Below are 22,915 nucleotides of genomic sequence, written 5' to 3'. Positions count from 1 at the left end.
GGATCACCTTCTTGTTCGGGGGGAGTTCAAAAGGGCTTCAATTAAAACGGGGACTCGGATCGGTTTGGTGATGTAATCATCCATACCGGCGTCCAGACACATCTCGCGATCGCCCTGCATCGCGTTCGCAGTCATGGCAATTATGCGAGGACGGCTGCCATCGGGGAACGCCTTGTTGATCCGGCGGGACGCCTCCAACCCGTCCATTTCAGGCATCTGCACATCCATGAACACGACGTCGTATGTTTGCCGGTTCACGCTTTCAACAGCCTCAGCGCCGTTGCTGGCCAAATCCGCGCGATACCCCATCTGCTCCAGCAGGCGGAGGGCGAGTTTCTGGTTCACCAAATTGTCTTCCGCCAGCAATATGCGCAGGGGGTGGCGCTTTGCCATATCGGGGTCTGTTTGGGGTTTGTCCGGGGGCTTGGCCGCTTTTATTTGCACCTTTTGGGTCGCAAACAATGTGACCAACGTATCGAATAGCTGCGATTGACGTAACGGTTTGGCAAGGTTGGCGGCAAACAACCCATCCTCAAGATCCATGTCGCGCTGGCCGAGTGAACTGAAGAGGATCATCGGCAGTGCCGGCTGCTTTGTGCGGATCTTTCCTGCAAGTTCCTCACCATCCATTTCCGGCATATGCATGTCGAGGATGGCCAGATCGAACCGGTCGGTGTTACCGAGCAGGCCCAGCGCTTCGGACGGAGTTTCACACGTCGTGGTTTGGGTGCCCCACTTCTCGGTTTGGAGAGCCAGGATTTTGCGATTGGTGGCGTTGTCGTCCACCATCAGAATGCGTTTGCCCTCAAGCTCGGGCTGAACGCCAACCAGATTGCGAGATGATGACTTCACTGGTTTCGCCGCTTTGGCCCGGATCTTGAACACAAAGGTAGAACCACGCCCTTCGCCTTCGCTTTCCGCCCACATTGTCCCGCCCATAAGCTCTGCAAGACGCTTGGAGATCGCAAGACCCAGACCAGTGCCACCATATTTGCGGGTCGTTGAACTGTCGGCCTGGCTGAAAGATTGAAACAGACGGCGCATGCCCTTGTCAGACAGGCCTATACCGGTGTCGCGAACTTTGAACGTGAGTTCCAACGCGCCCTGCTCCTTGGCTGATCGTTCAACGGACAGAACCACTTCGCCGCTTTCGGTGAACTTTACGGCGTTAGACAGAAGGTTCAGCAGAATTTGCCGCAATCGGGTCAAGTCGGCGCTGACCGCCGGGGGCAGAGCGTCGTCGAACTCATAGGCCAAATCGAGCTGTTTTTCGGCAGCTTTGCCGCTGATCAAATCCAGCGCGCTTTCTATGCATTCACGCAAGTCGAACGGATGGTTCTCGATATCCATTTGCCCGGCCTCGATTTTTGAGAAATCGAGAATCTCGTTGATGATACCCAATAGCGCATCGCCACTGTCGCGGATCGTATTGGCATAATCGCTCTGCTCCGCATCCAACTCGGTGTCCATCAAAAGCCCGCTCATCCCGATCACGGCATTCATCGGGGTTCTGATTTCGTGGGACATGGTGGCCAGGAAGGCGCTTTTGGCTTCGTTGGCCTCTTCCGCGGCCTTGCGCGCTTCTTCGGCCTCTCGGAATAGGCGCACATTCTCAATTGCTATGACGGCCTGGTCGGCAAAAGATTCCGCCATGGCGATATCGTCATCCGAAAATGGCTTTTTCGTTTTCCTGATGAACACAAGGCCACCCAGGCAGGTGCCGGCACGCATCAACGGAACACCCAGGTAAGCCTCGGTTCCGTTTTCCTTATGCAGTTTTTTTGCTAATCTCGGCAGTTCATGTGATGAAAAATCGGAAACATGCCGTGTTCTTCCCGACATTAAGACCGATGACTGGAAATTGTCTTGTGGATCAAGCGGGTGACGGGACTGTCCGAAGTCGCGTATCAACCCGTGCGGTGAAGCCACGGCCACTTGCCACCAGGATGACTCATCGGCCAAGGTTGCAATCGCCATATCACACGAAACAAGCCGGGTCGCGGACTCTACGATCATCTCAAAAACAGGCGTTGTATCCGTAGGCGATTGGCTGATCACCCGTAGTACATCAGCACTCGCCGTTTGACGCGCGAGCGCAGTTTGCGTGTCATTGAACAATTGAGAATTCTGGATCGCGATAATCGCCTGCGACGCGAATGTCTCCATTTGCTTGATTTGCTTTTCGTCAAAAGCAGCAGCCGTTCGGCTGCCCATGCTGATGACACCAATTGTGGCGCCGTCACGTATCAGAGGCACGGAAAGAACGGATCGATACCCTTCGAGGTTGGACTTCAGAACCGGATCATAAAGAGGGTCTGCCTGCGTATCCTCGACATAGTCGGCCTGTCCACGAAGAAGTGCACGCGCGGTCGCCGATGAGTTCCCCGGTTCAAACGGGTGCGCCTTCAGAAACTCGGTAAATCCGTCTGACAGGTTGTGCCCCGCAAAGAAATGATACTTCCCGTCCTCTGGTTTCTTCAAGGCGACGAAGGCATCCTGAAGACGGCAGATACGGGACGAAACCGCCAGCAACGCTTCCAGCACGGGTTCCAATGCGTCAGGAGATCGGGAAATCACCTCGAGAACTTCGGTCGTGGCAGTCTGGTATTGCAAGGCCTCTTCGACTTCCGCAGTGCGCGCCTGCACTTCCTCGAAAAGCTGCGTGTTGTTGATGGCGATCAGTGCCTGAGACGCAAAGGTTTCCAAAAGGCTGATCTGTTTGTCGTTAAACGCCGAAGCCTGCCGGTGCGCCATGACGATGACCCCAAGCGTCAGACCGTTCTTGACAAGCGGAACGCCCAAAGTGGTCAGGTAATCGCCCATCTCGGCCGCTTGTTTCCATGTGTAAGTCGGATCGTTGCGCGTATCCTCGATGTAGACCGTCTTTCCGTGCAACGCCGTTCGCCCGATGCACGAGCCTTCTTCGGGAGCTATGGGGTTGTCTGACAGGAACTTCAGAAACGCATCGCTCACGTTGTGGGACATGACCACCCGGTACAGCCCGTCGTCTGGGTCCCGCATCGCGAAGAATGCATATTCCGGCGAACATATGCGCGAAGAAACCTCGAGGATGGCATCCAGCACCGGCGGCAGATCGTTGGGCGAGCGGGAGATGACATCCAGCACTTCTGACGTGGCTGTCTGGTACTTCAGTGTCTCTTCCACTTCGGCCGTACGTGCCTGAACTTCTTCGAACAACTGGGTATTGTTGATCGCAATCACGGCCTGGGCCGCAAAAGTCTCTAAAAGAGAGATCTGCTTTGAATTGAATGGCGCGACCTTGTCGTGGCAGAGCACGATCACGCCGACCACCACTTTGCCCTTGATCAGCGGGACACCTAGCAGCGAACGGTACTTTCCGATGCGAGCTGCCTCTTTCCATGCGTATTCGTCAGCTTCCGTGTCCTTGTAATAGACTGTTTCCCCTCGGGCTGCTGTTTGGCCAATTCCGCTCCCGTGGCCGGCCGGAACAGGGTTGGCCTTCATGAACTTCATGAAAACACTGTCAAAATCGAGCATGATGTCCGTGTGGTAAAGGTTATCTTCCGGATTGAGGATCGAAATCGCAGTGTATTTTGGTTCGCAGATCCGGCTTGCGACCTTCAGGATTTCCTCAAGTACCGGCTCCAACTCGTTCGGAGAGCGCGATATGACCGACAATACGTCTGACGTGGCGGTCTGGTATTCCAGCGCTTGCTCTACTTCCGCAGTGCGTTTCTCAACCTCGCGGAATAGGTTCGCGTTTGTGATGGCGATAATGGCCTGGTCTGCGAAAGTTTGAAGCAATTGAATCTGTTTCTTGGAAAACCCGGAAACTTCCGGCGACCCGAGCGATAATACGCCCACGACCTTGCCGTTCTTGACCAACGGCACCCCAAGCAGTGATTTGTATTCACCGACGCCGCTTTCTTCCATCCATGTGTAGGACGGGTCCGCTTCGACATCTTCGATATAGATTGTGCGTTTGGACAAAATGGCCCGCCCGCTTACACCGCTCTCACTGGGCGAAATAGGGTGCGATTTGACGTAGTCCGCAAAAACCGTGTCCTGAGTGAGTGTCGAGTGAACATGGAAGAGCCCGTCGTCCGGATTCAACATCGCAACATAGGCATCCTGCAACTCGCAGATACGCGACGCCTCTTTGAGGATGGCATCGAGAACGGGCGACAACTCGTTTGGTGACGCCGAAATAACCCGCAGCACTTCAGAAGTGGACGTCTGGTATTCCAGCGCTTGCGTAACTTCCGCCGTGCGGTCCTGGACCTCCCGAAACTGGCGAACATTCTCCATTGCTATCACGGCCTGGGCCGCAAATGTCTGGACCAGTGCGATGTCGTCATCTGAGAACGGTGCAACTTCTCGGCGATAGAGCACGATCACCCCAAGTCCGGTGCCGCCTTTCATCAACGGAACCGCAAGAACCGAGCGGGCGCCTTCGATCTCGACCATCTGAACCCGTTTCGGGTCGCGGTCCCGGTAATAAAGCGGATCATCGGCGATGTTGTCCCGACGAATGACCTGCCCATCGACCATGGGCCTGATTGCGATCAGTTCCGTACGTGTCAAAGGCTCGGTGAATTCCCTGAGCGCTTCATCAAAATCGGTTCTCGCGCCAATATTGGCCGGGATCGTCGCAAGCCCGCGTTCGTGATCAGCGACACACAAGAAGGCCAGCGGTGCCTTGCACAAACGGCTGGCATTTTCGAGAATGCTGTGGAAGACCGGCTTGTCGTCGTCGCGGCTGCGACTGATGACTTCAAGGATTTCTCGCGACGCTTTCTCCCGCTCAAGCCGTTCCTGAACTTCGCGAAACTGGCGCGTGTTCTCGATTGCAATCACCGCGTGTCTGGCGAATTCATCGATTAGCTGCACATCAGGGTCGGCGAATGGACGCACCTCGCGGCGGCTGACCGCGATGGCCCCGATGGCCTGCCCCCCCTGCATCAACGGAACTGCGACGCGGGACCGAATGCCTTCCACCTCAACCATCGCAACCGCCGTTGGATTGCCCGAGCGATAGTAATCTGTATCAGCTATATCGTCGACGCGAACTACCTGACCTGTTCTTATCGCGATAGCGGCTGTAAACGAACCTTCGAGAGGCCACTCCGTTCCTATTTCAGCCCCTTCTTTTTGGTGACCCCAAGCCGCCACGAGCCTTCCGCAGGTTCCAGCAGAGTTTACCAGAATGAGTGCGGCCTGATCCGCACCACAAACCTGAGTGGCCTGCTGAAGAACCACCTCAAAGACCCGCGCATCGTCGTCCCGGCTTTTGCTGATCACTGTCAGAACTTCCCGCGTCGCCGTTTGGCGTTCCAACTGAGTATGCAGCTCTGTCATTTGGCGTGTATTGTCGATGGCGATGACAGCCTGAGCTGCAAAGCTCTCGACCAAAGCAATCTCGTCATCGGTGAAAGGGCGTACTTCGCGCCGATAAATCCCGATTACCCCGACCGGGTCGCCGTCCACTGAAATCAGAGGGACTGTCAGAAACGAACGGACACCTTCTTCATCAACCAACTGACGGCGCCAAGGGTCCTCGTTAATGTAATGGTCTGTCAGGCGTAAATCGACGTTGTGAATAACGCGCGCTTCCCGCACAGACTCGGCAATCTGAAGATTTGAGTCCAACGGCCAACGATCAACACCGACCTCGTACGTGGCCAATTGATCGCCGTAATGGGCGGCGTATTCTAGATGCGTTCCCGCTTCATTCAAGAGGCTCAGCGTCGCGACATCGGTTTCACACAGCCGGGCGGTGTTTTCGAGGATCGTCTTAAAGACCGGAGCTTCATCCTCCCGAGAACGGCTAATTACCTCAAGCACCTCGCGCGTGGCGCCCTCGCGCGCCAGGCGGGTCTGCAATTCGCGGAATTGGCGAACATTCTCGATTGCGATCACGGCTTGCGCGGCGAATGTTTCCACCAGCCGAACCTGATCATCGGTGTATGGGCGCACTTCGTTGCGCGCCAACATCAAACAACCGATTGCCGAGCCATCCAGTTTCAATGGAACAAACAGATTGCTGCGGCATCCATGTGTGTCGACAATCAGCTTAAAACGCTCATCACCGGACTTGTGAAAGTCGGTATCTCCCATATCGACAACGCGTTTGGTCTCGCCGCTGAGAATGGTATCGGTCACAAGGGAATTGCCCGGCTCCATGGTGTACTTACCGTCGAGCCAGAGCTGTTGAATGTCCGGGTGCAGATTAACGCTGGCCACCAGTTGCTGAAGGGCATCCCCTTCTCGCCCCAGAACCAGACCGGCGAAGAAAGCGTCGCAGAGATCTTTTGCCAGCGTTACAATCAGATCGCAGACCGGCTGCACGTCGTCCTTGGTCTCGGAGATTGCCTGCATAACCCGCGCAGTCGCTTCGAACCGCGCCTGCTGATCAGCGACGCTGAACCCCTCACTTTGCGCGGATGACGACGCAGGACCTGCCGTCTCTCCTGATGGTCTTTTTTCACCCACGTGAGGTTAAGCTCCCCAGTCAACTCATGAAAAGTACCAGGTTCGAGTTTAGAGAGCATGAGATAGAAGTCACTGAGTTTTCTTCGCGGGTCCCGGAATCAGCGTTGCCCCGCAAACAGCCCAAGGCCACATGATCCGATCATTTCAGATGAGCCGTGCCAAAACACACATGACGAAGCGAGCTGCCGTCGGCACCTTTTTCAGGTGTTCTGTTAGCACTTCATTGAAAAATCTGGATTCAACAAAGAAAGCGTTTGGGACTTGTCGATGCGTGTGCTCGACATGCGCGCGTTGAATTGTGTTGGCAACAGCGATCCCATCATCTTCGGGAGAAAGGTATTCCGTCGTTCGCGCCTATCGCAAACTGATCCGCACGAGCCTCAGGCGGAGGCGACGTCCTTCATTTGGATGAGCTGAATGAGATTTCCGCACGTGTCATCAAAAACAGCCATGTGAACTGCCCCCGCATCCATCGGTTCGGTGACGAAATCCACGCCCAGATTTTTCAGCCTCTTGTACTCAGCATCAAGGTCCTGGACCTGAAATGAATGTGCGGCGATGCCGTCTGCAACAAGGGCTGCATTGTAAGGCCGCACCGCCGGGTGGTCGCTTGGTTCAAGCAGCAACTCAGTCCCTTCGGGATCTTCCTTTGATACGACCGTCAACCAACGGTTTTCGCCCAATGAGATATTGTGCTTGACCTTGAACCCCAGGGTTTCAGTGTAAAATTTCTCAGCTTTGTCTTGGTCATCAACAAATATGCTGGTTACGTAGATTTTCATGTCTTGGATCAATTTGGTTTGTAATTTGTAAGCCATGATGCGGCCGCGATGTGCTCATCGCTCACGCGCAAAGAGTGCGTTTTTGTCCGGCCCTTCCATTCAATTTCGATCAAGCCTGCCTTCTCTAACACCACCAGATGCTGGGAAACCGTCTGTCGGGACAACGCGACACCATCCTCCGCAACCGATGCGGCGCAAACTTCGAACAGCGACTGGGCAGGTTGCCTGCTCAGACGGTCGATGATGCGGCGGCGGGTGCTGTCGGAAAGTGCCTTGAAGATTAGGTCGAGCTGATCATCTTTCATGACCTCAATATGCAGTAATATTACTGCATGTAAAGTGCAGCAATATTACTGCATGTTTCTTGCGCCGGAAGAAACGTTCGCGAGTCCTGCGAAAATGCCAGAATTGGGCGCACCAGGACTATTTTTCATACGACTTGACACATGACGGGCGGATGACTAAGTCGACAACCGCCTGAGGCATACCGCCTCGTGCAACGGAGATTTTATGAAAGAGACCCGGGCCTAACGCCCGTTCCTGGCGACCCAAATTCAGGAACACAACATTGATAGGCACACTCACGCGCGATGCTGAGTGAACTTGTTTCTGTGATTTCGTAAGATCGAGACATCCCAATGAATATATCAAAGCACGAACAGCGTGTTTTGCACGAACTCGCCCTTGGCGGGTCGATCCATCATGAGCGCCTGGAAAACGGCAAAATCCACGACGTCACTTGTTACACGCGCGACGGTCATGTCCTGACCGACTGCAGCCTTGGCGTCTTCAAACGCCTTTTGAAGCGCCGCTTCATTCGCTCGAAAAACGGCAGTCCTTACCGCGCATCCGCGTTGGGGATCAAATCCGTGCGTGCGCAAATGAACCAAAGATAGGAAAGAAAAATGAACCATATGAAAATCGAGGTCATCGGGCTTTTTACCCAAGTTCAAGTTAGTTCCGATAAACAAGCAGACACCGTACTTCTGAGCTTATAACCCTGTCGCAATTCTGGATGCAGCTTGAGCTGAGGCCCGGAACCGCAAAGCTGCTCAATGGCAAGGCGATTGCGGTCGCACTGATCATGCAGCCGGAGATGACAAAGTAATCTTTGGTTAGGCTCTGTAGTCTGCACATACCCTTCGCCATCCAATTGGCGGAGGGTTCTTTCGGCTACACAGTGCTCAATCTTCTTTTGGGAAATACTCTTCCACTTCGGCTCTTGGCCTAAACTCGGTGCAGGGAATTGGCAAAATCTTGCCGGGGAATTGGCAACCCTCTTTTCATTTCGGATTGGATCACCGTAAAAGCCTCGAAAGTCTTCGAACAGGCAAAGAAGCGACTTGCACACCAGCGCCCGCAAAACGAATACGAACCGGCCGATTTTGCTCGGCACTGCCCGAACCGCGATTGCGTTGGGGCTTTTCATTCTTGTTTCTGCCTGCGCCCAAAACCCATCCGAACGGGAACTCAATCCGGAACGTCAGTCAATGGCGTTGCGCGAGGTTTCACAAAAGCAGGCCCGGGGGCAAAGGGTGTGGTGCGTACCCTATGCACGAAGCCTCAGCGGCATCGAAATTCGCGGCAACGCCAAGGACTGGTGGGGCAAGGCGCACAATATTTTTCAGCGGGGCAATGAACCGGTTGTCGGTGCGGTGATGTCGTTTCGGGCTACCCGAGGAATGCCGTTGGGCCATGTGGCTGTCGTGTCCGATATTGTCACCGAGCGGGAAGTTATCGTGAACCACGCGAACTGGCACCGCAATAAGGTGTCATTGAAAATGGGCGTCAGGGACGTATCCAAAAACAATGACTGGACGCTGGTCCGGGTCGAAAGTCAGCCGGGCCGGTATGGCAGTTTCTACCCAGTGAACGGATTCATATATCCGATCGCTACCAAGTAGCCCAACCTAATTTCTCTTCTCGTTCGCCGTAAACCCGTAGAATACCCCGCGCACAATTCTCATCCCGGTCGTTAAGCGCGGTCACTGACCGTCCTCGCACAGAAGACGAACGGTGGCGTCGTTCGACATCTCGAAACATGCAAAGCTTGATTTGTAACACCCGCTTCGGTCCGGCAATAGCAATTGGTAAGTTTTCACCCGAACGGCGTTACCAGAAGGCAACCAGACAAAACTTCGCCGACATTTATTGAGCTTTGATCTCCGACAATGGGAGGTTACCGTGGCCAAAGCTTTGGGCCAAAGATGCAAAGCTTTGGGCGAAATGCAAAGCTTTGGGAGCACCTACACCTGATGTAGGACACCGAAAACGCGTTCGCAGCAGCTTCCAGAATTCAAGCGAAATTTCCGCATCAGATGCCCAAAGAAGTTCGCACTGAATTCCCAAAAGAATTCGCAAAACCCTTATAATCGCGACCCCAACAACTGACCTGGGAATACCAGGTGCAACACGGACGACGCGCGTACCAATGCTGCCTGATCAGTCAGTTGCAAAGCAATAAAATAGGCCCGCCCCGCCAGAACGCGGCAGATGCTCTTCTCCGCATCCACGCGAGCCGTGCGATGAGTTCCAGGACACCATGTTTCGAGCGTCATTGAGACCGATACGGTCATGGTGTCCGACAATCGCAGATCCGTCCTCGCTATTCGAAGTCCAGTTACTGCAAGTCGTGTCACCACCTGCCGTAGAGAAGTATCCCGCAGAATCGGAGCCGGTCAGAATATCATGTTTGTTTGGCCGGCTACCACGCCCGTTGACGGGGTTACCGTTTTCGTCGAGCGCAGTCTGTAGACTAATGTTCACGCTGTCGCTGTGCAGGTCTTCAACATTGTTGGCGATGAGCTCTCCATTGACATTATGCCAGGGGCCCGATCCGATCCGGTCGCGTGCAGAAATGCCATTGGTGATTGTCATCGGGTCGGTGCTGCGATCAATGGACATTGAGGTACTCAAATAGGCCGCAAATGTCTTGGAAGAACCGGCCGCGGAAGCGAGTGCATTGCAATGGGCATCGGCGCCTTCGAGGCCGCCTAGATTAGCCCCGTCCCCCTTGCCCACACTAGTGATGAAAAACGACATCTCCTCACCCGCCGATTGCGCCTGTGCAGCCGTTGCGAAACAGCAGATTAAGAGTGCAGCAACCCCATGGGCAGTTGTTCGTTTGGTGAGCTTCGACATGTGTGTCTCCCTTCTTGCTGTGTAGTTACTTTCGTGCTGCATAGTTTCTGATGCCAGTCGTAAGCTCTATTTGGGTCCACCGAATAGCGCTCACGAATTAGGGAACATGGCAGTGCAGCGAATAAAACAAAGAACGCGTGACCTCCTAACGACAACGCGCATCAACTTGCCTGATCAGAGAGACTGAGAACACGAAAAATCTGCACGGGGTTACCGATGCCCTTCAGCTCTCTTTCTCCCAGTTCTTCTGTCTCCACATATTCTTCTATGTCTAAAAGCGCCCGTCGGTTCAAAAGGATCTGTCCGTCGCTGGCAAAATCGCAAAGTCTCGATGCAGTGATCACCACACCGCCGATAGCGGTATAGTCGGCACGACCATGAAACCCGATAAGACCAAGGGTTGCGTAACCGCTGCTGATCCCGATACCCAAACCCATCGCATGCCCAAGCCTCTGCCAGGGTGCTCGAATTCTGTCAAAGGCTTCGCTTATTGCTTTAGCCAACCGCACGGCTTGCAGGACGGGTTGCTCGCAGGGAACCGGATCATTGAAGAAGACCATCAAACCATCTCCAGCTCGGTATCCAATCGTCCCCTTGTGTTGGGCAACTAATTGACCGACCTCATCGTGGAATTGCTGGAGAAGGGTAATGACATCTTCCGGTTCAATCGCCTCGGAAATGGCGGTGAAATTTCGGATGTCGCAGAATAGGCAAGAGATGTATTGACGATGGGTTTTAAGAAGTTCTTCAGAATTTTCTTCTACGACAAGCTCCGCCACCTGAGGAGCAAGGAATTGTTTAAGTCGCCCCAGCCTGTCAATTTCGCCTTCCTGGCGCTTCACCTTCTCTGTCAGCCTTTCGTTTAACGCCTCTATTTCATGCGTCTGGTCACGAACCTTGTGGTTTAACGCATCGAGTATAAAGTTCTGGTTTAGCAAAGCTGCAATCACCAAAAGTACATAGGCGAGCGCTTCGACGCGTTCGTCATAGCCGAAATACAGCGTGATAATCAAAATAAGGGCAGCAATCCCACCAAGGACGAGTGGAAGCTCTTTGGCATGTCGTTTACGGTCTCTCCACAAGAAACTGACCGCCAACAAAGCAAGCACCCACATGAGCACCGCTTGCACATGTGGGTTTATGGAAAGCGCTTCATAGCCAACCAAATAAGTCACCAGTATCCCGGAATAGCACGTGGCCAAAGAGGCAAGTGCAGCCAAAACGGCCCCGATCCCCATTGGCATCGAAATTCTGAATTCCTCCGTTGCCCTTCCGATACCATCGGCTACAGCGTGCGACCTAGGTTCCGCGACGGATTCATTTCTGTTCTCGGGATCAGACATGGTCCTCGTTTGCGCTTGGCTGCTACCAGAGTACGTTCGAAATGAGGTTGCGTCAAAACCGCCAACCCTGCAGCCGGACGGTCGACGTTTCCGCGAAATCGGCGCCGTCAGACAAAACAACCTCAAGTTTCACATTGGCTGGCAACAGAGGTAAAATTAGGAACCTGACCTTCAGTAGAAACCAATCTCGCTTACATCTACGCGGGCCTCGTGATCGCGCCCGAAGGCTACAACTCCAACTGAAGTGATTGCGTCTGCAACGGGAATAGCGCGTAACATGGCACCTGATGCCTTGAAGCCTGACAGAGGCAAATAGACTTCGGTCCATTCGTCAGAAGTTGCGAACTCGGCCTGATAGTATTGCCACGGAAGCACCGTGCCACGTGTTCTGAGGTGAACAAAGTACAGCTCGCCGTTCCCCCGGACCAATAGCCTGACGCCTGATACACTTGCATCTGGCCTGTCAGTAAACTTGCGTCGGAACTGGATGAAGCCGCCGTTGTTTTCTGTACTGACGGTTCCGGTCAACCGTGCGAATGCAACATCACCTTCCGATCGAAACTGCACCTGCCCAGAAGAAACCCCTCCCATGACGGTGTCGGCAACGAAGTCCCAACGCTTCTCCGGAGAATCGGAGAAGTCGTCAGTAAGATTTCCGTCAGCCTGTGCCATTATAGATCCGATGATAAATAGACCTGAAACGAGCCCAGCAAAGTTTCCACGCATATTGTTCTTTCTCAGTTCAGTATTGCAATAGAAAGGTTCAAGACAGTGGCAAATGCGACCCATGCAAAGTACGGCAGGAAGGCTAGTGCAGAAATCCGATCCGAATTCCTGACCTTAACGATGAACACAACGATGACAGCCAACAACGCGACAATGACCAAAAGGGCAAACCAAGGCAGTTGCAGTACGAAAAAGGTCGGGGACCACAAAAAGTTCAGACCCATCTGTGCCCACCACAGCTTCATGGCGGTCGAGCTTCGGTCTGTTTCAAACTGGCGCCAACCCGCCACAGCAATCAAAACATAGAGCACCGTCCAAACCGGCCCAAAAATCCAATTTGGTGGATTGAAAGCCGGCTTGGAGAGCTGCGCATACCATTCGCCAGGTGCGGTCAGTGTCCCGACGAGGATGCCGCCTCCCACCATCAGCGCGAGGAATGCTATGCGGATCAACCAATTCGACATTGTTGGATAGCTTTCAGCAGTCCTTGGTCGTCACTTTAACAAGTGCTTCGGAAGAGAAGGTCGCAGTACTGGTCTCATTCGCATCGGTATATGACACGGTGGCGCCTTCGATCTCCGACCCTGTTACGGTGATTTCGCGTTGCCCGATAGTGTCATCTACATCGATGGTAAAGGCGAGTTTGCCCCCGGCTGCGAGGGAGGCGATCTCAAGTTCAATTGTTTCTTGCCCGTCTACGACAGCTGGAATTTGCCGCAGAGCATCCGCACCCTCAACGAATTCAAGCGGTTGGAAGACCTCTACACCCGCACCCTTTTCGGTAACGTCGAAAATCAGACGTCCGGCGGATTGCGACAAGTCAATTTTGAGGGTCGAAGCTTCTACTTCGCAAGCTCCGAGGTTTGTCAGAACAAAACGGTCCTTGGGTGCGCCTTCTATGAAACGAATTTGAACACCAGCTTGAAGCGAGGTAGCTGTGGAAAGTCCGAGGGTCGCCGCAAGAATACTCTTCGGGAGCATATTTATATCCTTCCTAATGGGTTCTTGATAGGTACGCTACGGCGGGTTTCTTGGATCAGACTTATACCGTTTAATTATCGTGGTTTAGCCGACAGGAGCTTTCGCAGTTCCATGCACCGCTGTCAGAACGAATAAGTCAAAACATGCCATTGTCATTCTCGCTGTTTGCTGGAACTTCCTGAAGAACGTCCCAGTGCTCGACTACCTTACCGTCAACGTCCAGGCGAAAAATATCTATCCCTGCGTACTCGAGACCATCGGGCCAGATCTGTTGGCAATGCAGAATAACGTGGTCGTCTTCAGCAAAGGCACGTTTGATATCCACACGCTTTCCCGGGTATTCGGTGGCCATGCGCTCGAAATACTCGACAAAGGCTTGCTTGCCGTCGCCAACATGCGGGTTGTGCTGCGTATAGGTTTCGCCAACAAAGGTTGCGATGGCCTCGGCTGGTCTACACGCGTTGAACATCATTTCGTAGAAAGCGATGACGTTTTTCTTGTTTGTTTTGAGGTCCGGCATACTGATCTCCAAATCGACGTTTGCACCGCCCAAAAAATGTTGGCCCACGCAAGTTTTGGAAGCAACCCGTCAAGGACCTCAATCCCTAATCGGCAAGAAGTTACGAGCTTGATTTTGCGTTGCGACTATTTTGAGGGTTAGCCCCTTATTCGGTTTCTTCGAAGTCAATATGAATATGATTTCCATCAGGATCGGCCACATGGATTTGCACCATTCCAGCCCCCGGGACATCAGATTTGCGATACTGGATCTGACACGAGATCAGCTTTTCTTCGAATGCTCTCAACCCTGTGGCTGAGAGCGCAAAATGCTCGAGCTTGAGTTTCACTTCGGAGCCGACATTAGGCGTTCCTTCGTGACCCACAAGGTGAACCACGGCGTGATCACCCGCATACAACCAGGCTCCGGGAAACGGAAAATCAGGGCGGGCCCCGAGTTTTAAACCCAGGACCTCTTCATACCAAGTAACCATCTCAGGCAACCTTGTGGTCACGATATTCACATGATCCAGTCGCTCAATTCTCATCTAAAAACCCTCAAGCACGAGCTTTCCTTTGGCCTTGCCGCTTTCGAGGATAGCATGCGCTTTTATTAAGTTTGTAGCATTGATCCTACCAAGTGTTTCGGTCGCTGTAGATCTGATCCCTCCATCATCTATCAACGCGGCGACCTGATTCAGGATTTCGCTTTGACGGTTCATATCGCCAGTCCCAAAAAGCGACCGAGTGTACATGAACTCCCAATGCAATGAGATCGATTTGGGTTTGAACGGCGCGATGTCGAAGGTTTCAGGATCATCAATCAACCCAAAGCGACCTTGAGGTGTCATCACCTCTCCAGCTTGAGACGCATAAAGCTGGGAATGGTTTGTTGAATAGACGAAATCCACATTTTCGATACCCAGAGCCTCGAGTTGTGTGCCAAAATGTTCTGCGTGGTTGATGACATGGTGTGCGCCCAGCCCTCGAACCCAGTCTTGTGTCTCGGGTCGGGACGCCGTCGCTATCACTGTCAAGTCAGTGAGAGCCCGCGCCAATTGAATGGTGATTGACCCGACACCGCCTGCGCCACCAATAACCAGCAACGTATTGGTTCCGCCGGAAACGGCATCTTGGACTCGCAAGCGGTCGAACAGCATCTCAAAGGCAGTAAGCGTCGTTAGCGGCATCGCCGCAGCCGCTTTCGCCGGTATGGATTTTGGCGCGGCTCCGACAATACGTTCATCCACCAGATGAAACTCGGCATTGGTTCCCGGTCGGTCTATTGCCCCGGCATACCAAACTGCATCTCCCGGACGGAAAGTCTCAACCGTTTCGCCAACTGCTTCGACGATGCCTACTGCGTCCCACCCCAAAACATCAGGTGCTGGACCTACAGGAGCACGTTTTTGCCGAATTTTCGTATCGACCGGGTTCACTGAAACGGCCTGCACTTTCACCAACAAGTCATGCCCCTTCGGCGTCGGTTTGTCGGCCTCGAAGTCGATTAAGGCGTCGGCCCGATCAATCGACCCTGTCTCAAGGTATCCCACGGCTTTCATAACGTGCTCCTTTGTTCGGTTCTGTATCAACCGATGACTGTCATTTCATTCAGCGTGAATTCTGCGACGGCGCCCTCTGTCGCTTCCAGGTAAGCCGAAAGGTGCTGAGCACCCATGTGGGTTTGCCAAAGCTCTCGGCTTTCCCAATTTTCGTAGAACATGAAATGAGCCGGATTGTCGTTGTCCTGATGCAGGTCGTAGTTAATGCAACCTTCTTCGGCACGGGTTATGTCGATGAGCTTGATCAACTCGGCCTTTACAAGGTCGATCTTGTCGAGCTTGGCTTTGATGTTGGCGACAATTGTCAGCTTGGCCATTGGAATAGGTCCCTTGTGTTCTTGAGCGATGCCCTAGATTTACGCCGCAGTCTTTTCGGGATAAACAGGGCGAGATCGAACATATAATCCGGAAATTCCGTTTAATGCTCTTAGACAATCTTCGCTTGTTTCTGACCATAGCCGAGAAAGGCAGTCTTGTGGCCGCGGCGCGCGCAACAGGGATGTCGAGCACGACAGTGTCCGAGCGACTCGCGGCTCTGGAGGCACACTACGGAGTGGTTTTGTTCAACCGCACCACTCGTTCTATTAGCCTGACCGAAGAAGGCCGTACACTAGCCGACGGAGCAAGAAGCGTACTCAGTGAGGTTGCGGATTTGGACACACTTGTTCGGCACGGCGCCGAAACTTTGTCTGGTCCAATTCGCATAAGCGCGCCCATCGATTTGGGGCGGAGCTTTGTTTCCGAGGTTATTGCCGAATTCACCGAAGAGAACCCTGCCGTCTCAATCGAACTGTCCCTCTCAGACGGCTATGTCGACCTCGTAGGCCAGGGTTTTGACCTCGCCGTTCGCTTCGGCAACATCACAGACAGCTCGCTCAGATTACGAAATTTAGGAAGCTACCAACGTTTCGTATGTGCGTCCCCAAGTTACCTAGCCTTATTCGGAACGCCTGAAAAACCAGAAGATCTTTTAAACCACAACTGCTTGGTCATGAGGTTTGGCGACATGATCGACAACGTTTGGGAGTTTGGATCAGGACCAAATGCCCAGCGGGTATCGGTAAATGGAAACCGAATAGTCAATGATGGTTCACTCATTCGCGATTGGGCGATTGCAGGCCATGGGGTCGTACTGAAGTCCGAGCTGGATGTCAGCGACGATGTTCGATCTGGCAGACTTATTTCTGTCTTGCGCGACTTCCTCCCACCACCGAAACCTTTGCAAATGATGTTTCCGCCGAGCCGAGCCCAACCACGTCGCATAACAGCCTTAGCTGAGCATTTGCGTCGCAAATTTGGTGTGTGTTGAGGCCGCGAGAGCAATCACTAGATCGCTTCTTCAGTTGGCTACGATGTACAGTCCTCGCTATCAGCAAAGCAATTGAATCGAAGGAGTCATCTTAGCTGTAATGCAGTAGAGCTTTCGGCAGCCGCGTACGGCCCGGGAACTGTTCCGCAATCGAACATCTTTTCAAGGCGAGCATTCCAAAGGGTTGCACCGACTGATAGCCGCTAGGTTTGCTCGATGAATTTCAGAGTCGCGTGTGCCAATTCTGTTCCGGCATCTTCTTGAATGAAATGCCCGGCTTTTGGCAAAACGGTAAGATTTTGACCAACTGCCCCAGGGATCGACTTTTGGAACAGTTTTTCTACGCCCGCCATAACCCTGTCATCTTCTCCAAAAACGGTCAGAAACGGAGTATTGAGGGTCTTGAGGGTTTTCCATGCGGCTCGGTTGGCTTCTGAAGCTGGGTTGTCGGGTTTGTCGGGCACCAACATTGGAAACTGTCGAGCACCTGCCAGATAGCGCGCATCCGGGAACGGTGCGTTATAGGCTGCAACCTCTTCATTGGAGATTTTGGATGTTGTACCGCCGAATACAATACGGCCCGAATTAAATTCAGGCACAGATTGCGAGTAATCCCGCCATGAAAGAAATGCCTCACCCAAGGGCACGTCACCGGTGGGCAAGGCCGTATTCGCCACAACAACACTAGAGAAACGCTCGGGCATACTTGCAACCAACCGCAAACCAATGAGTCCGCCCCAGTCCTGACAAACCAATGTGATGCCCGTCAAGTCAACTTTCCGCAACCACTCGGACATCCAGTCTACATGCCGTTGGTAGGTGTAGTCGGATCGCTCAGTTGGCTTGTCCGACCGTCCAAACCCAATCAAATCAGGAGCCAGAACTCGATGGCCCGCATCTTTGAATAACGGAATCATGTGCCGATACAGGAAGCACCAAGTTGGCTCTCCGTGCATCAACAATACCGGTGGTGCCTGTGCCGGTCCCTCGTCCAAATAGTGCAGTCGGAGAAGACCGCCCTCGGAATCATCCACATCAAGATAGTTCGGGCCAAAGTTGAAATCTGGCAGCCCGTCAAACCGATGGTCCGGTGTACGAAGGAACTTCATCGTGAACTCTCCAAAAATGCCGAAGGTCTTGGCCCAACAACAGTGATCGATAAAACCAAAACGGTCCAGTTCCAGCGTATACCGACTTCAGGTTTGGTTGAGTTGGACACATTGCTTCGGTCCCTCGCGGAGGAGGCCCTTTTTGCAGACGTTTTGAATCTGCGCCAAAAAATTTGGTCTCAAAAACCTTATATTATGAGTTCATCTGTACGGATCGCCGAGAGGCGGCTCAGAAGAAAATCGCAAGCCCGGTCATTGAGACAACCAAGAAAAGGAGAGTCATAATTCCACCGGAGCGAACGAAATCCACCACCCGGTAGCCCGCTGGGCCCATGATCAACGCGTTCACCTGGTGTGTTGGGATCAAAAATGAGTTGGACGTTGAAATTGCTACGGTGAGAGCAAACACAGCCGGGTTACCACCCGCCGATACGGCAATAGAAACCGCCAGCAGCACCAGCAGGACAGTTGCGCCTACACCTAATGTAGGGACGCGCAAAACGCTGCATTCCTATCATTGATTTTATTTAGAAAATCTGGGTGTTGTCGCCCATAATTTTGCACAGCAATTGCGCATAAGTTTGCACGATTTGCCCGTAAGTTTGCACGGTTCACCATACGCGCTCAATTGTCGATTGTCTTAGCGTAGCTCGATCAACTTGAACGCACCAAAATTCAATCAAAAGTGCATTTTGGCTGGAATAATTCAACCCAAAACCGAACAACACAACTCAATTGCGAAGTTTTCGTAGATCCCTTTCAATGAAGCGCGGCTCGGTCGGCCTTCTCGCAGGCGGCCAACTAGTACTTTGGCGACATACAAGCTTTGCAGTAAAGGCGGCATCGATTGCTGAGCAAGTGAACTCCATCTGATGCATCAGTGCTTGATATCCCGCTTTGACAGAGCCGCTACGAGGACAGGTGCCAAAACAAGCGCCGCCAAGACCCTAAAAATATGATGCACGCCGACGAACGCAACATCGCGACCAACGCTCACCGCTATGATTGACATCTCCGCCAAGCCTCCAGGTGAATAGGCCAAGACGAGTGCGAACGGGTCTGTCTCCAACACGTTCGCAACAGCCAATGCACCTGAGAAGGCCACAAAAATCTGGAGAGCGACAACCATGGCCGCTGCACCTAAAGCTGCGATCAGAGCTTTGATGAGCACTCCGGGAAAGCGTGCACCAACACTAATGCCTATGAAGACCTGTACCAACGCAGTCACAGAGACCGGGATCTGGAATTCTGTCCATCCTAGCAAGTGAACGGACGCGCTGAATATCATCGGCACCACCACAATAGGTGCCGGCAGCTTCACCCTACCCCGTGTTAGCATTCCCGCAACGATGCATCCGATGATCCAAACCCAATCGGTGATCGTGATCGAAGCCAGCTGTGTTTGCGCTTCGGTTGGAATGACTTCGAAGTCTGCGATCAGGGTGATTAGTAGCGGAATCAGCAAAATTACTAATGCAATGCGCAACGCATGAACGATAGCGACACGAGCCTGATCCGCACCCTTTTGCTCGGACAGCAACACCATTTCGGCAATGCCACCCGGCCTTGCGCACAAAGTAGCTGTCAATGCATCAAAGCGCGAAATACGTCGTAAAAGGTAGAAACCAAGGACGTACATTATTCCAAGGGCTAACAGTAAGAAGGTCAGTGACACCCACCAGGCACCAAAAGAGGAAAGCAACTCGGGCGTAAAGGATGCGCCCAACATCACACCTACAGTTGCTCTTACCAGGTCCAACATAGGGCCCGGTAGTTTGACAGGAAACTGCTTCAACGACCCGGCGATGGTCACCAACATTGACCCGATCATCCACCCCAGTGGAATGCCTGTGAGCGATACAAGCCAGCCTGCAACAGCTGCCGTGACTATGACAGCGCCATGCTGTGAGAACTTGGCTAAACTTGAAATCAGACCAATCGCTTCTTGCTGTGCAACACACCGTCCGCATCGCCGTAAACCCAATCACCAGGATGGAATTGAACCCCACCGAAGGTCACCGGCTCCCCGACTACGCCCCACCCTCGTTTCGCGCTTTTGACGGGGCTGGTCGCTAAGGCGAATACCAGAGTGTCCATTTGATTGATTTCGGCACTGTCTCGAATTGCGGCGTTCAGGATAAGACCAGCCCATCCATTTTTGATCGCAAGATCAGCCAACATATCGCCAAGAATTGCAATTCGCGTTGATGCTCCGCCGTCGACAACCAAAACGCGCCCCTCACCGGGTGTTTCCAGTTGCGCCCTAAGTTCCGTGTTATCTTCGAAGCACTTCACTGTCTGTATTTGCGCCGCAAAGAACGGTTTTATCCCGAACTGCCGAAACGGCAGGTGGACAAGTGTAAGCTCTGGCGCATGGTGATCGATAAGGTCAGCGGTTTTCATGATGGATTACATCCTTCCGAAAGTATCTTTGAGTTCTGCAACTTGAGCTACATCCAGCAACCGGGTTGGCAGGCCGCGCAAAGCCACTAGCAGCTTGGCTGTTTCTTCCAGCTCTTCTGCTGCACAGACAGCAGAGAAGAGGTCCTTTCCCGACACGACCGGGCCATGATTGGCCAACAGAACCGCATTGTACTTGCCGCCCAGTTCGCGGACCAAATCACCGGATTTCGGGTCACCCGGCTTGACGTATGGAACAAGTTTGACCGTGCCGACGCGCATGACCACGTATGGTGTAAGCGGTGGAATACAGTCATTGGGATCGGTGTCTTCCAGACACGACAGAGCAGTGGCCCAGGTCGAATGCAGATGCACCACGGCGCCAGCGTCTGGTCTTGTCTCATAGAAGGCTTGATGCAGAAAAACCTCCTTGGTCGGCTTGTCGCCGGAGACGTGGTGCCCATCCAAACTAATCTTGGCGATGCGTTCGGGGTCGATATCACCCAAGGTCGAGTTCGTTGGCGTCATGAGGATCCCGTCATGTAAACGCGCGGAGACATTGCCCGCAGTGCCGACGGAAAATCCACGCACAAACAGCGAGGCGCATAGCTCTGACATCTGCTGCCGCAAAGCCGATTCATCCGAACTCATTTGCCTGCCTCCATCATTCTGAGCGCTTTAGCGAAGAAGCCTGGAGAGCCAAAGTTTCCAGACTTTAGGGCCAGCGCAATGGGTTCAGCTTTTCCGACTCTCAGGACAGGTACGCCCGGGTCGATCTCTGGACCAATTGACATGGCAGGAGACCCCAGTGCCTCAGATACGACCTTGGCAACAGCTCCCGACGTCTCCCCTCCGGCAACGACAAGGCGCTTATAGCCCGTTTGGACAAGTTCCCGGGCAGTTTCAGCAAAGAGATTGTCCAGCTTTTCCGCCACAGCTTCCTGACCATATTTGTTTTGGATCGCCCGCACATCATCCGGGCTTCCCGATGAATATGCGAGCGGTGCCTGACCCGGATGCGTTTCAAAGAAATCCAGAAGCGTCTGCGTGGTCACATGCCCGGACATGACACCCGGAACGTTAATGGCGAACGTCGGATGGGATTTCGCATGAACATCAATCTGCTCTCGGGTCGCACCCGAGCACGACCCGGCAAGGATCGCGGCAGGCCCAGCGATACCGGTGAACACTTTGCCAGTACTTTTGGATGAAGCCTTTCTCAGGAAGTTTCGTGGTAGCCCCAGTGCTATACCCGATCCCCCGGTGATGAGCTTGGCATCCTTTAGAGCTTCGCCCCAGGCCAGCAAATCCTCGTCCGAGATCGCATCACCGATTACAAAGCGTTCGTTTGCGTTCTGCACCGCATCAGCAATCGCCTCTGGCCCTTGCTTCACGGTGTCAACTGGCACCGACCCAACCGCTTCTTCGGTTTGATGCTGCAACCAGCGCTTGATGTTGGCGTCCGTCATCGGAGTAAGAGGGTGAGTTTCCATCCCGGACTCGTGCAACAGCTTGCCGAGCACAAAAAGATGACCTTGATAGACGGTACGCCCCGTGGTGGGAAAGGCCGGACAGAAAACCACCTTTTGCGCACTCAGTTCATTGGCCAGTGCTTCCGCAACGGGGCCGATGTTTCCTTCTTTAGTGGAATCGAAGGTGGAGCAATACTTGAAGATGAACTGCTGGCATCCTTGATCCTTAAGCCACCGCAGAGCACGCAAGCTGTCCGCTACCGCTTCCTCAGTCGGTGCGGTGCGGCTCTTGAGTGAGATCACACCCGCTTCGATCTCATCGTCGGCTGGGGTCGTTGGAATACTTGGGAACTGAGCCGTTCGCAATCCACCCTCCGGCTCAACGCCTTTCGCCAAGGTGTTCGCAATATCGCTCGCACCGGTAAAATCGTCCGCTATGACACCGATTAACATTGAACCGCCCTCACTGATTGCCTTCGACGCGCCGTCGGATTTCGTGAATCGCCGCCTGTGGACTGGTCAACACTGGAATCTGTACTGCCTTACGGACATCCTCAACGGCGTCAGACATCGAAAACTGGGCTAGAAGAATAACGTCAGCGTCGTCGATACTTGATGCGGTTTCCGCAATCAGGCGATTGTGTTTTTCATCTTCACCCGCTTGCTTTGCAGCCAACGCGCCGGAGCAATAGTATGACGTAATCTCCGCATTGCTGCCGCGCGCCCTAGCAGCATCTAGAAATTCCTCTTCCATACCTGCCGCAGCTGGAGGAAACGTATAAATCATTGCGATGCGATCACCGTATGAGAAAGCCGCATCGAACATCGCTTCATTCGGCTTCATGACTGGGATGAGCGCCTCGAAATTTGCTCTTTCGATTGCGGCTCCGAATGCTGAGCACGTGAACAATACACCATCTGCGTCAGCGCCTTCCGCATACCGGCAAAGGTCTACGATGCGCCGGAAAAGATCGGCGGACAATTCGACTTGCTTAGACCTGTCTAAAGACAACCCCTCTTCTAGGATCGAAATGGTTTCTGCTTCCGGCCAGTGCTCGCGTGCCGCAACTTCGATTGGATCAATCGCAACGCGGGTTGCATGGATCAACGCTAATCTT

The 22,915-nt window shown here is 53.3% G+C and carries 21 protein-coding genes and 1 pseudogene; 3 read left to right on the top strand and 19 right to left on the bottom strand.

Annotated elements, in window-relative coordinates; translation table 11 throughout:
* Positions 1-3 precede the first annotated feature (3 nt).
* The 3 genes from ACR1XU_RS06760 to ACR1XU_RS06750 all read right to left on the bottom strand — a co-directional run bounded on the left by ACR1XU_RS06760 (position 4) and on the right by ACR1XU_RS06750 (position 7,561).
* On the bottom strand, positions 4-6,474 hold the full coding sequence (locus ACR1XU_RS06760) for a GAF domain-containing protein (protein ID WP_480903905.1): 6,471 nt from the start codon (positions 6,472-6,474) through the stop codon (positions 4-6).
* Positions 6,475-6,854: 380 nt separating this feature from the next.
* Entirely contained in the window at positions 6,855-7,256 is a 402-nt protein-coding gene (locus tag ACR1XU_RS06755) for a VOC family protein (RefSeq protein WP_480903907.1), read from the bottom strand.
* A gap of 8 nt (positions 7,257-7,264) precedes the next feature.
* The gene (locus tag ACR1XU_RS06750) at positions 7,265-7,561 is read right to left on the bottom strand and encodes an ArsR/SmtB family transcription factor (protein ID WP_480903910.1); all 297 of its coding nucleotides are present in this window, start codon (positions 7,559-7,561) and stop codon (positions 7,265-7,267) included.
* 333 nt (positions 7,562-7,894) lie between these two features.
* On the opposite strand from ACR1XU_RS06750, the gene ACR1XU_RS06745 reads away from it, so the two are divergent.
* Positions 7,895-8,152, top strand: a complete 258-nt coding sequence (locus ACR1XU_RS06745; RefSeq protein ID WP_480903913.1) for a YjhX family toxin — start codon at positions 7,895-7,897, stop codon at positions 8,150-8,152.
* A 447-nt stretch (positions 8,153-8,599) separates the two neighbouring features.
* Entirely contained in the window at positions 8,600-9,160 is a 561-nt protein-coding gene (locus tag ACR1XU_RS06740) for a CHAP domain-containing protein (protein ID WP_480903916.1), read from the top strand.
* Between the two features lie 538 nt (positions 9,161-9,698).
* Here ACR1XU_RS06740 and ACR1XU_RS06735 read toward each other — a convergent pair.
* From ACR1XU_RS06735 to ACR1XU_RS06695, 9 genes are all read right to left on the bottom strand, one after another.
* On the bottom strand, positions 9,699-10,397 hold the full coding sequence (locus ACR1XU_RS06735; RefSeq protein ID WP_480903919.1) for a hypothetical protein: 699 nt from the start codon (positions 10,395-10,397) through the stop codon (positions 9,699-9,701).
* Between the two features lie 161 nt (positions 10,398-10,558).
* Positions 10,559-11,740: an adenylate/guanylate cyclase domain-containing protein gene (locus ACR1XU_RS06730; RefSeq protein WP_480903921.1), complete on the bottom strand. Its 1,182-nt coding sequence runs from the start codon at positions 11,738-11,740 to the stop codon at positions 10,559-10,561.
* Positions 11,741-11,911: 171 nt separating this feature from the next.
* Positions 11,912-12,412: a CIA30 family protein gene (locus ACR1XU_RS06725; protein WP_480903923.1), complete on the bottom strand. Its 501-nt coding sequence runs from the start codon at positions 12,410-12,412 to the stop codon at positions 11,912-11,914.
* A 65-nt stretch (positions 12,413-12,477) separates the two neighbouring features.
* Positions 12,478-12,891 (bottom strand): TspO/MBR family protein, encoded by a 414-nt coding sequence (locus ACR1XU_RS06720; RefSeq protein ID WP_480915595.1) that lies wholly within the window; start codon positions 12,889-12,891, stop codon positions 12,478-12,480.
* 52 nt (positions 12,892-12,943) lie between these two features.
* Positions 12,944-13,447: an aggregation factor core gene (locus ACR1XU_RS06715; protein WP_480903929.1), complete on the bottom strand. Its 504-nt coding sequence runs from the start codon at positions 13,445-13,447 to the stop codon at positions 12,944-12,946.
* Positions 13,448-13,583: 136 nt separating this feature from the next.
* Positions 13,584-13,967, bottom strand: coding sequence for a nuclear transport factor 2 family protein (locus ACR1XU_RS06710; RefSeq protein WP_480903932.1), 384 nt, complete (start codon positions 13,965-13,967; stop codon positions 13,584-13,586).
* A 145-nt stretch (positions 13,968-14,112) separates the two neighbouring features.
* Entirely contained in the window at positions 14,113-14,493 is a 381-nt protein-coding gene (locus ACR1XU_RS06705) for a VOC family protein (RefSeq protein WP_480903935.1), read from the bottom strand.
* Entirely contained in the window at positions 14,494-15,507 is a 1,014-nt protein-coding gene (locus tag ACR1XU_RS06700) for a zinc-binding alcohol dehydrogenase family protein (protein WP_480903938.1), read from the bottom strand.
* Between the two features lie 26 nt (positions 15,508-15,533).
* Positions 15,534-15,824, bottom strand: a complete 291-nt coding sequence (locus tag ACR1XU_RS06695; RefSeq protein ID WP_480903941.1) for a putative quinol monooxygenase — start codon at positions 15,822-15,824, stop codon at positions 15,534-15,536.
* A gap of 104 nt (positions 15,825-15,928) precedes the next feature.
* Here ACR1XU_RS06695 and ACR1XU_RS06690 point away from each other — a divergent pair, with 104 nt between their 5' ends.
* Entirely contained in the window at positions 15,929-16,816 is an 888-nt protein-coding gene (locus ACR1XU_RS06690) for a LysR family transcriptional regulator (protein WP_480903943.1), read from the top strand.
* Positions 16,817-17,019: 203 nt separating this feature from the next.
* Here the strand turns inward: ACR1XU_RS06690 and ACR1XU_RS06685 are convergent, their stop codons facing one another.
* From ACR1XU_RS06685 to ACR1XU_RS06655, 7 genes and pseudogenes are all read right to left on the bottom strand, one after another.
* Positions 17,020-17,925, bottom strand: a complete 906-nt coding sequence (locus tag ACR1XU_RS06685; RefSeq protein WP_480903946.1) for a haloalkane dehalogenase — start codon at positions 17,923-17,925, stop codon at positions 17,020-17,022.
* Positions 17,926-18,154: 229 nt separating this feature from the next.
* Positions 18,155-18,403 (bottom strand): annotated as a pseudogene (locus ACR1XU_RS06680) (SLC13 family permease); the annotation flags it as partial.
* 399 nt (positions 18,404-18,802) lie between these two features.
* Entirely contained in the window at positions 18,803-19,909 is a 1,107-nt protein-coding gene (locus tag ACR1XU_RS06675; RefSeq protein ID WP_480903949.1) for an AbrB family transcriptional regulator, read from the bottom strand.
* Positions 19,855-20,328, bottom strand: coding sequence for a ribonuclease E activity regulator RraA (gene rraA / locus ACR1XU_RS06670; RefSeq protein ID WP_480903952.1), 474 nt, complete (start codon positions 20,326-20,328; stop codon positions 19,855-19,857). The genes ACR1XU_RS06675 and rraA overlap by 55 nt, the downstream gene beginning before the upstream one ends.
* Before the next feature lie 6 nt (positions 20,329-20,334).
* Positions 20,335-20,976 carry a 3-oxo-tetronate 4-phosphate decarboxylase gene (gene otnC / locus ACR1XU_RS06665; protein WP_480903955.1) on the bottom strand — a complete coding sequence of 214 codons (642 nt, stop codon included), beginning with the start codon at positions 20,974-20,976 and terminating at the stop codon, positions 20,335-20,337.
* Positions 20,973-22,250, bottom strand: a complete 1,278-nt coding sequence (gene otnK, locus ACR1XU_RS06660) for a 3-oxo-tetronate kinase (RefSeq protein WP_480903958.1) — start codon at positions 22,248-22,250, stop codon at positions 20,973-20,975. Before otnK ends, otnC begins: the two co-directional genes overlap by 4 nt.
* A gap of 10 nt (positions 22,251-22,260) precedes the next feature.
* Positions 22,261-22,905 carry an aspartate/glutamate racemase family protein gene (locus ACR1XU_RS06655; protein ID WP_480915594.1) on the bottom strand — a complete coding sequence of 215 codons (645 nt, stop codon included), beginning with the start codon at positions 22,903-22,905 and terminating at the stop codon, positions 22,261-22,263.
* Positions 22,906-22,915: the final 10 nt, after the last annotated feature.

The organism is Ruegeria sp. D1(2025) (genome assembly GCF_056536425.1).
Note: the sequence above shows the minus strand (reverse complement) of the source record. Positions and strands in the feature narration are given on the sequence as shown.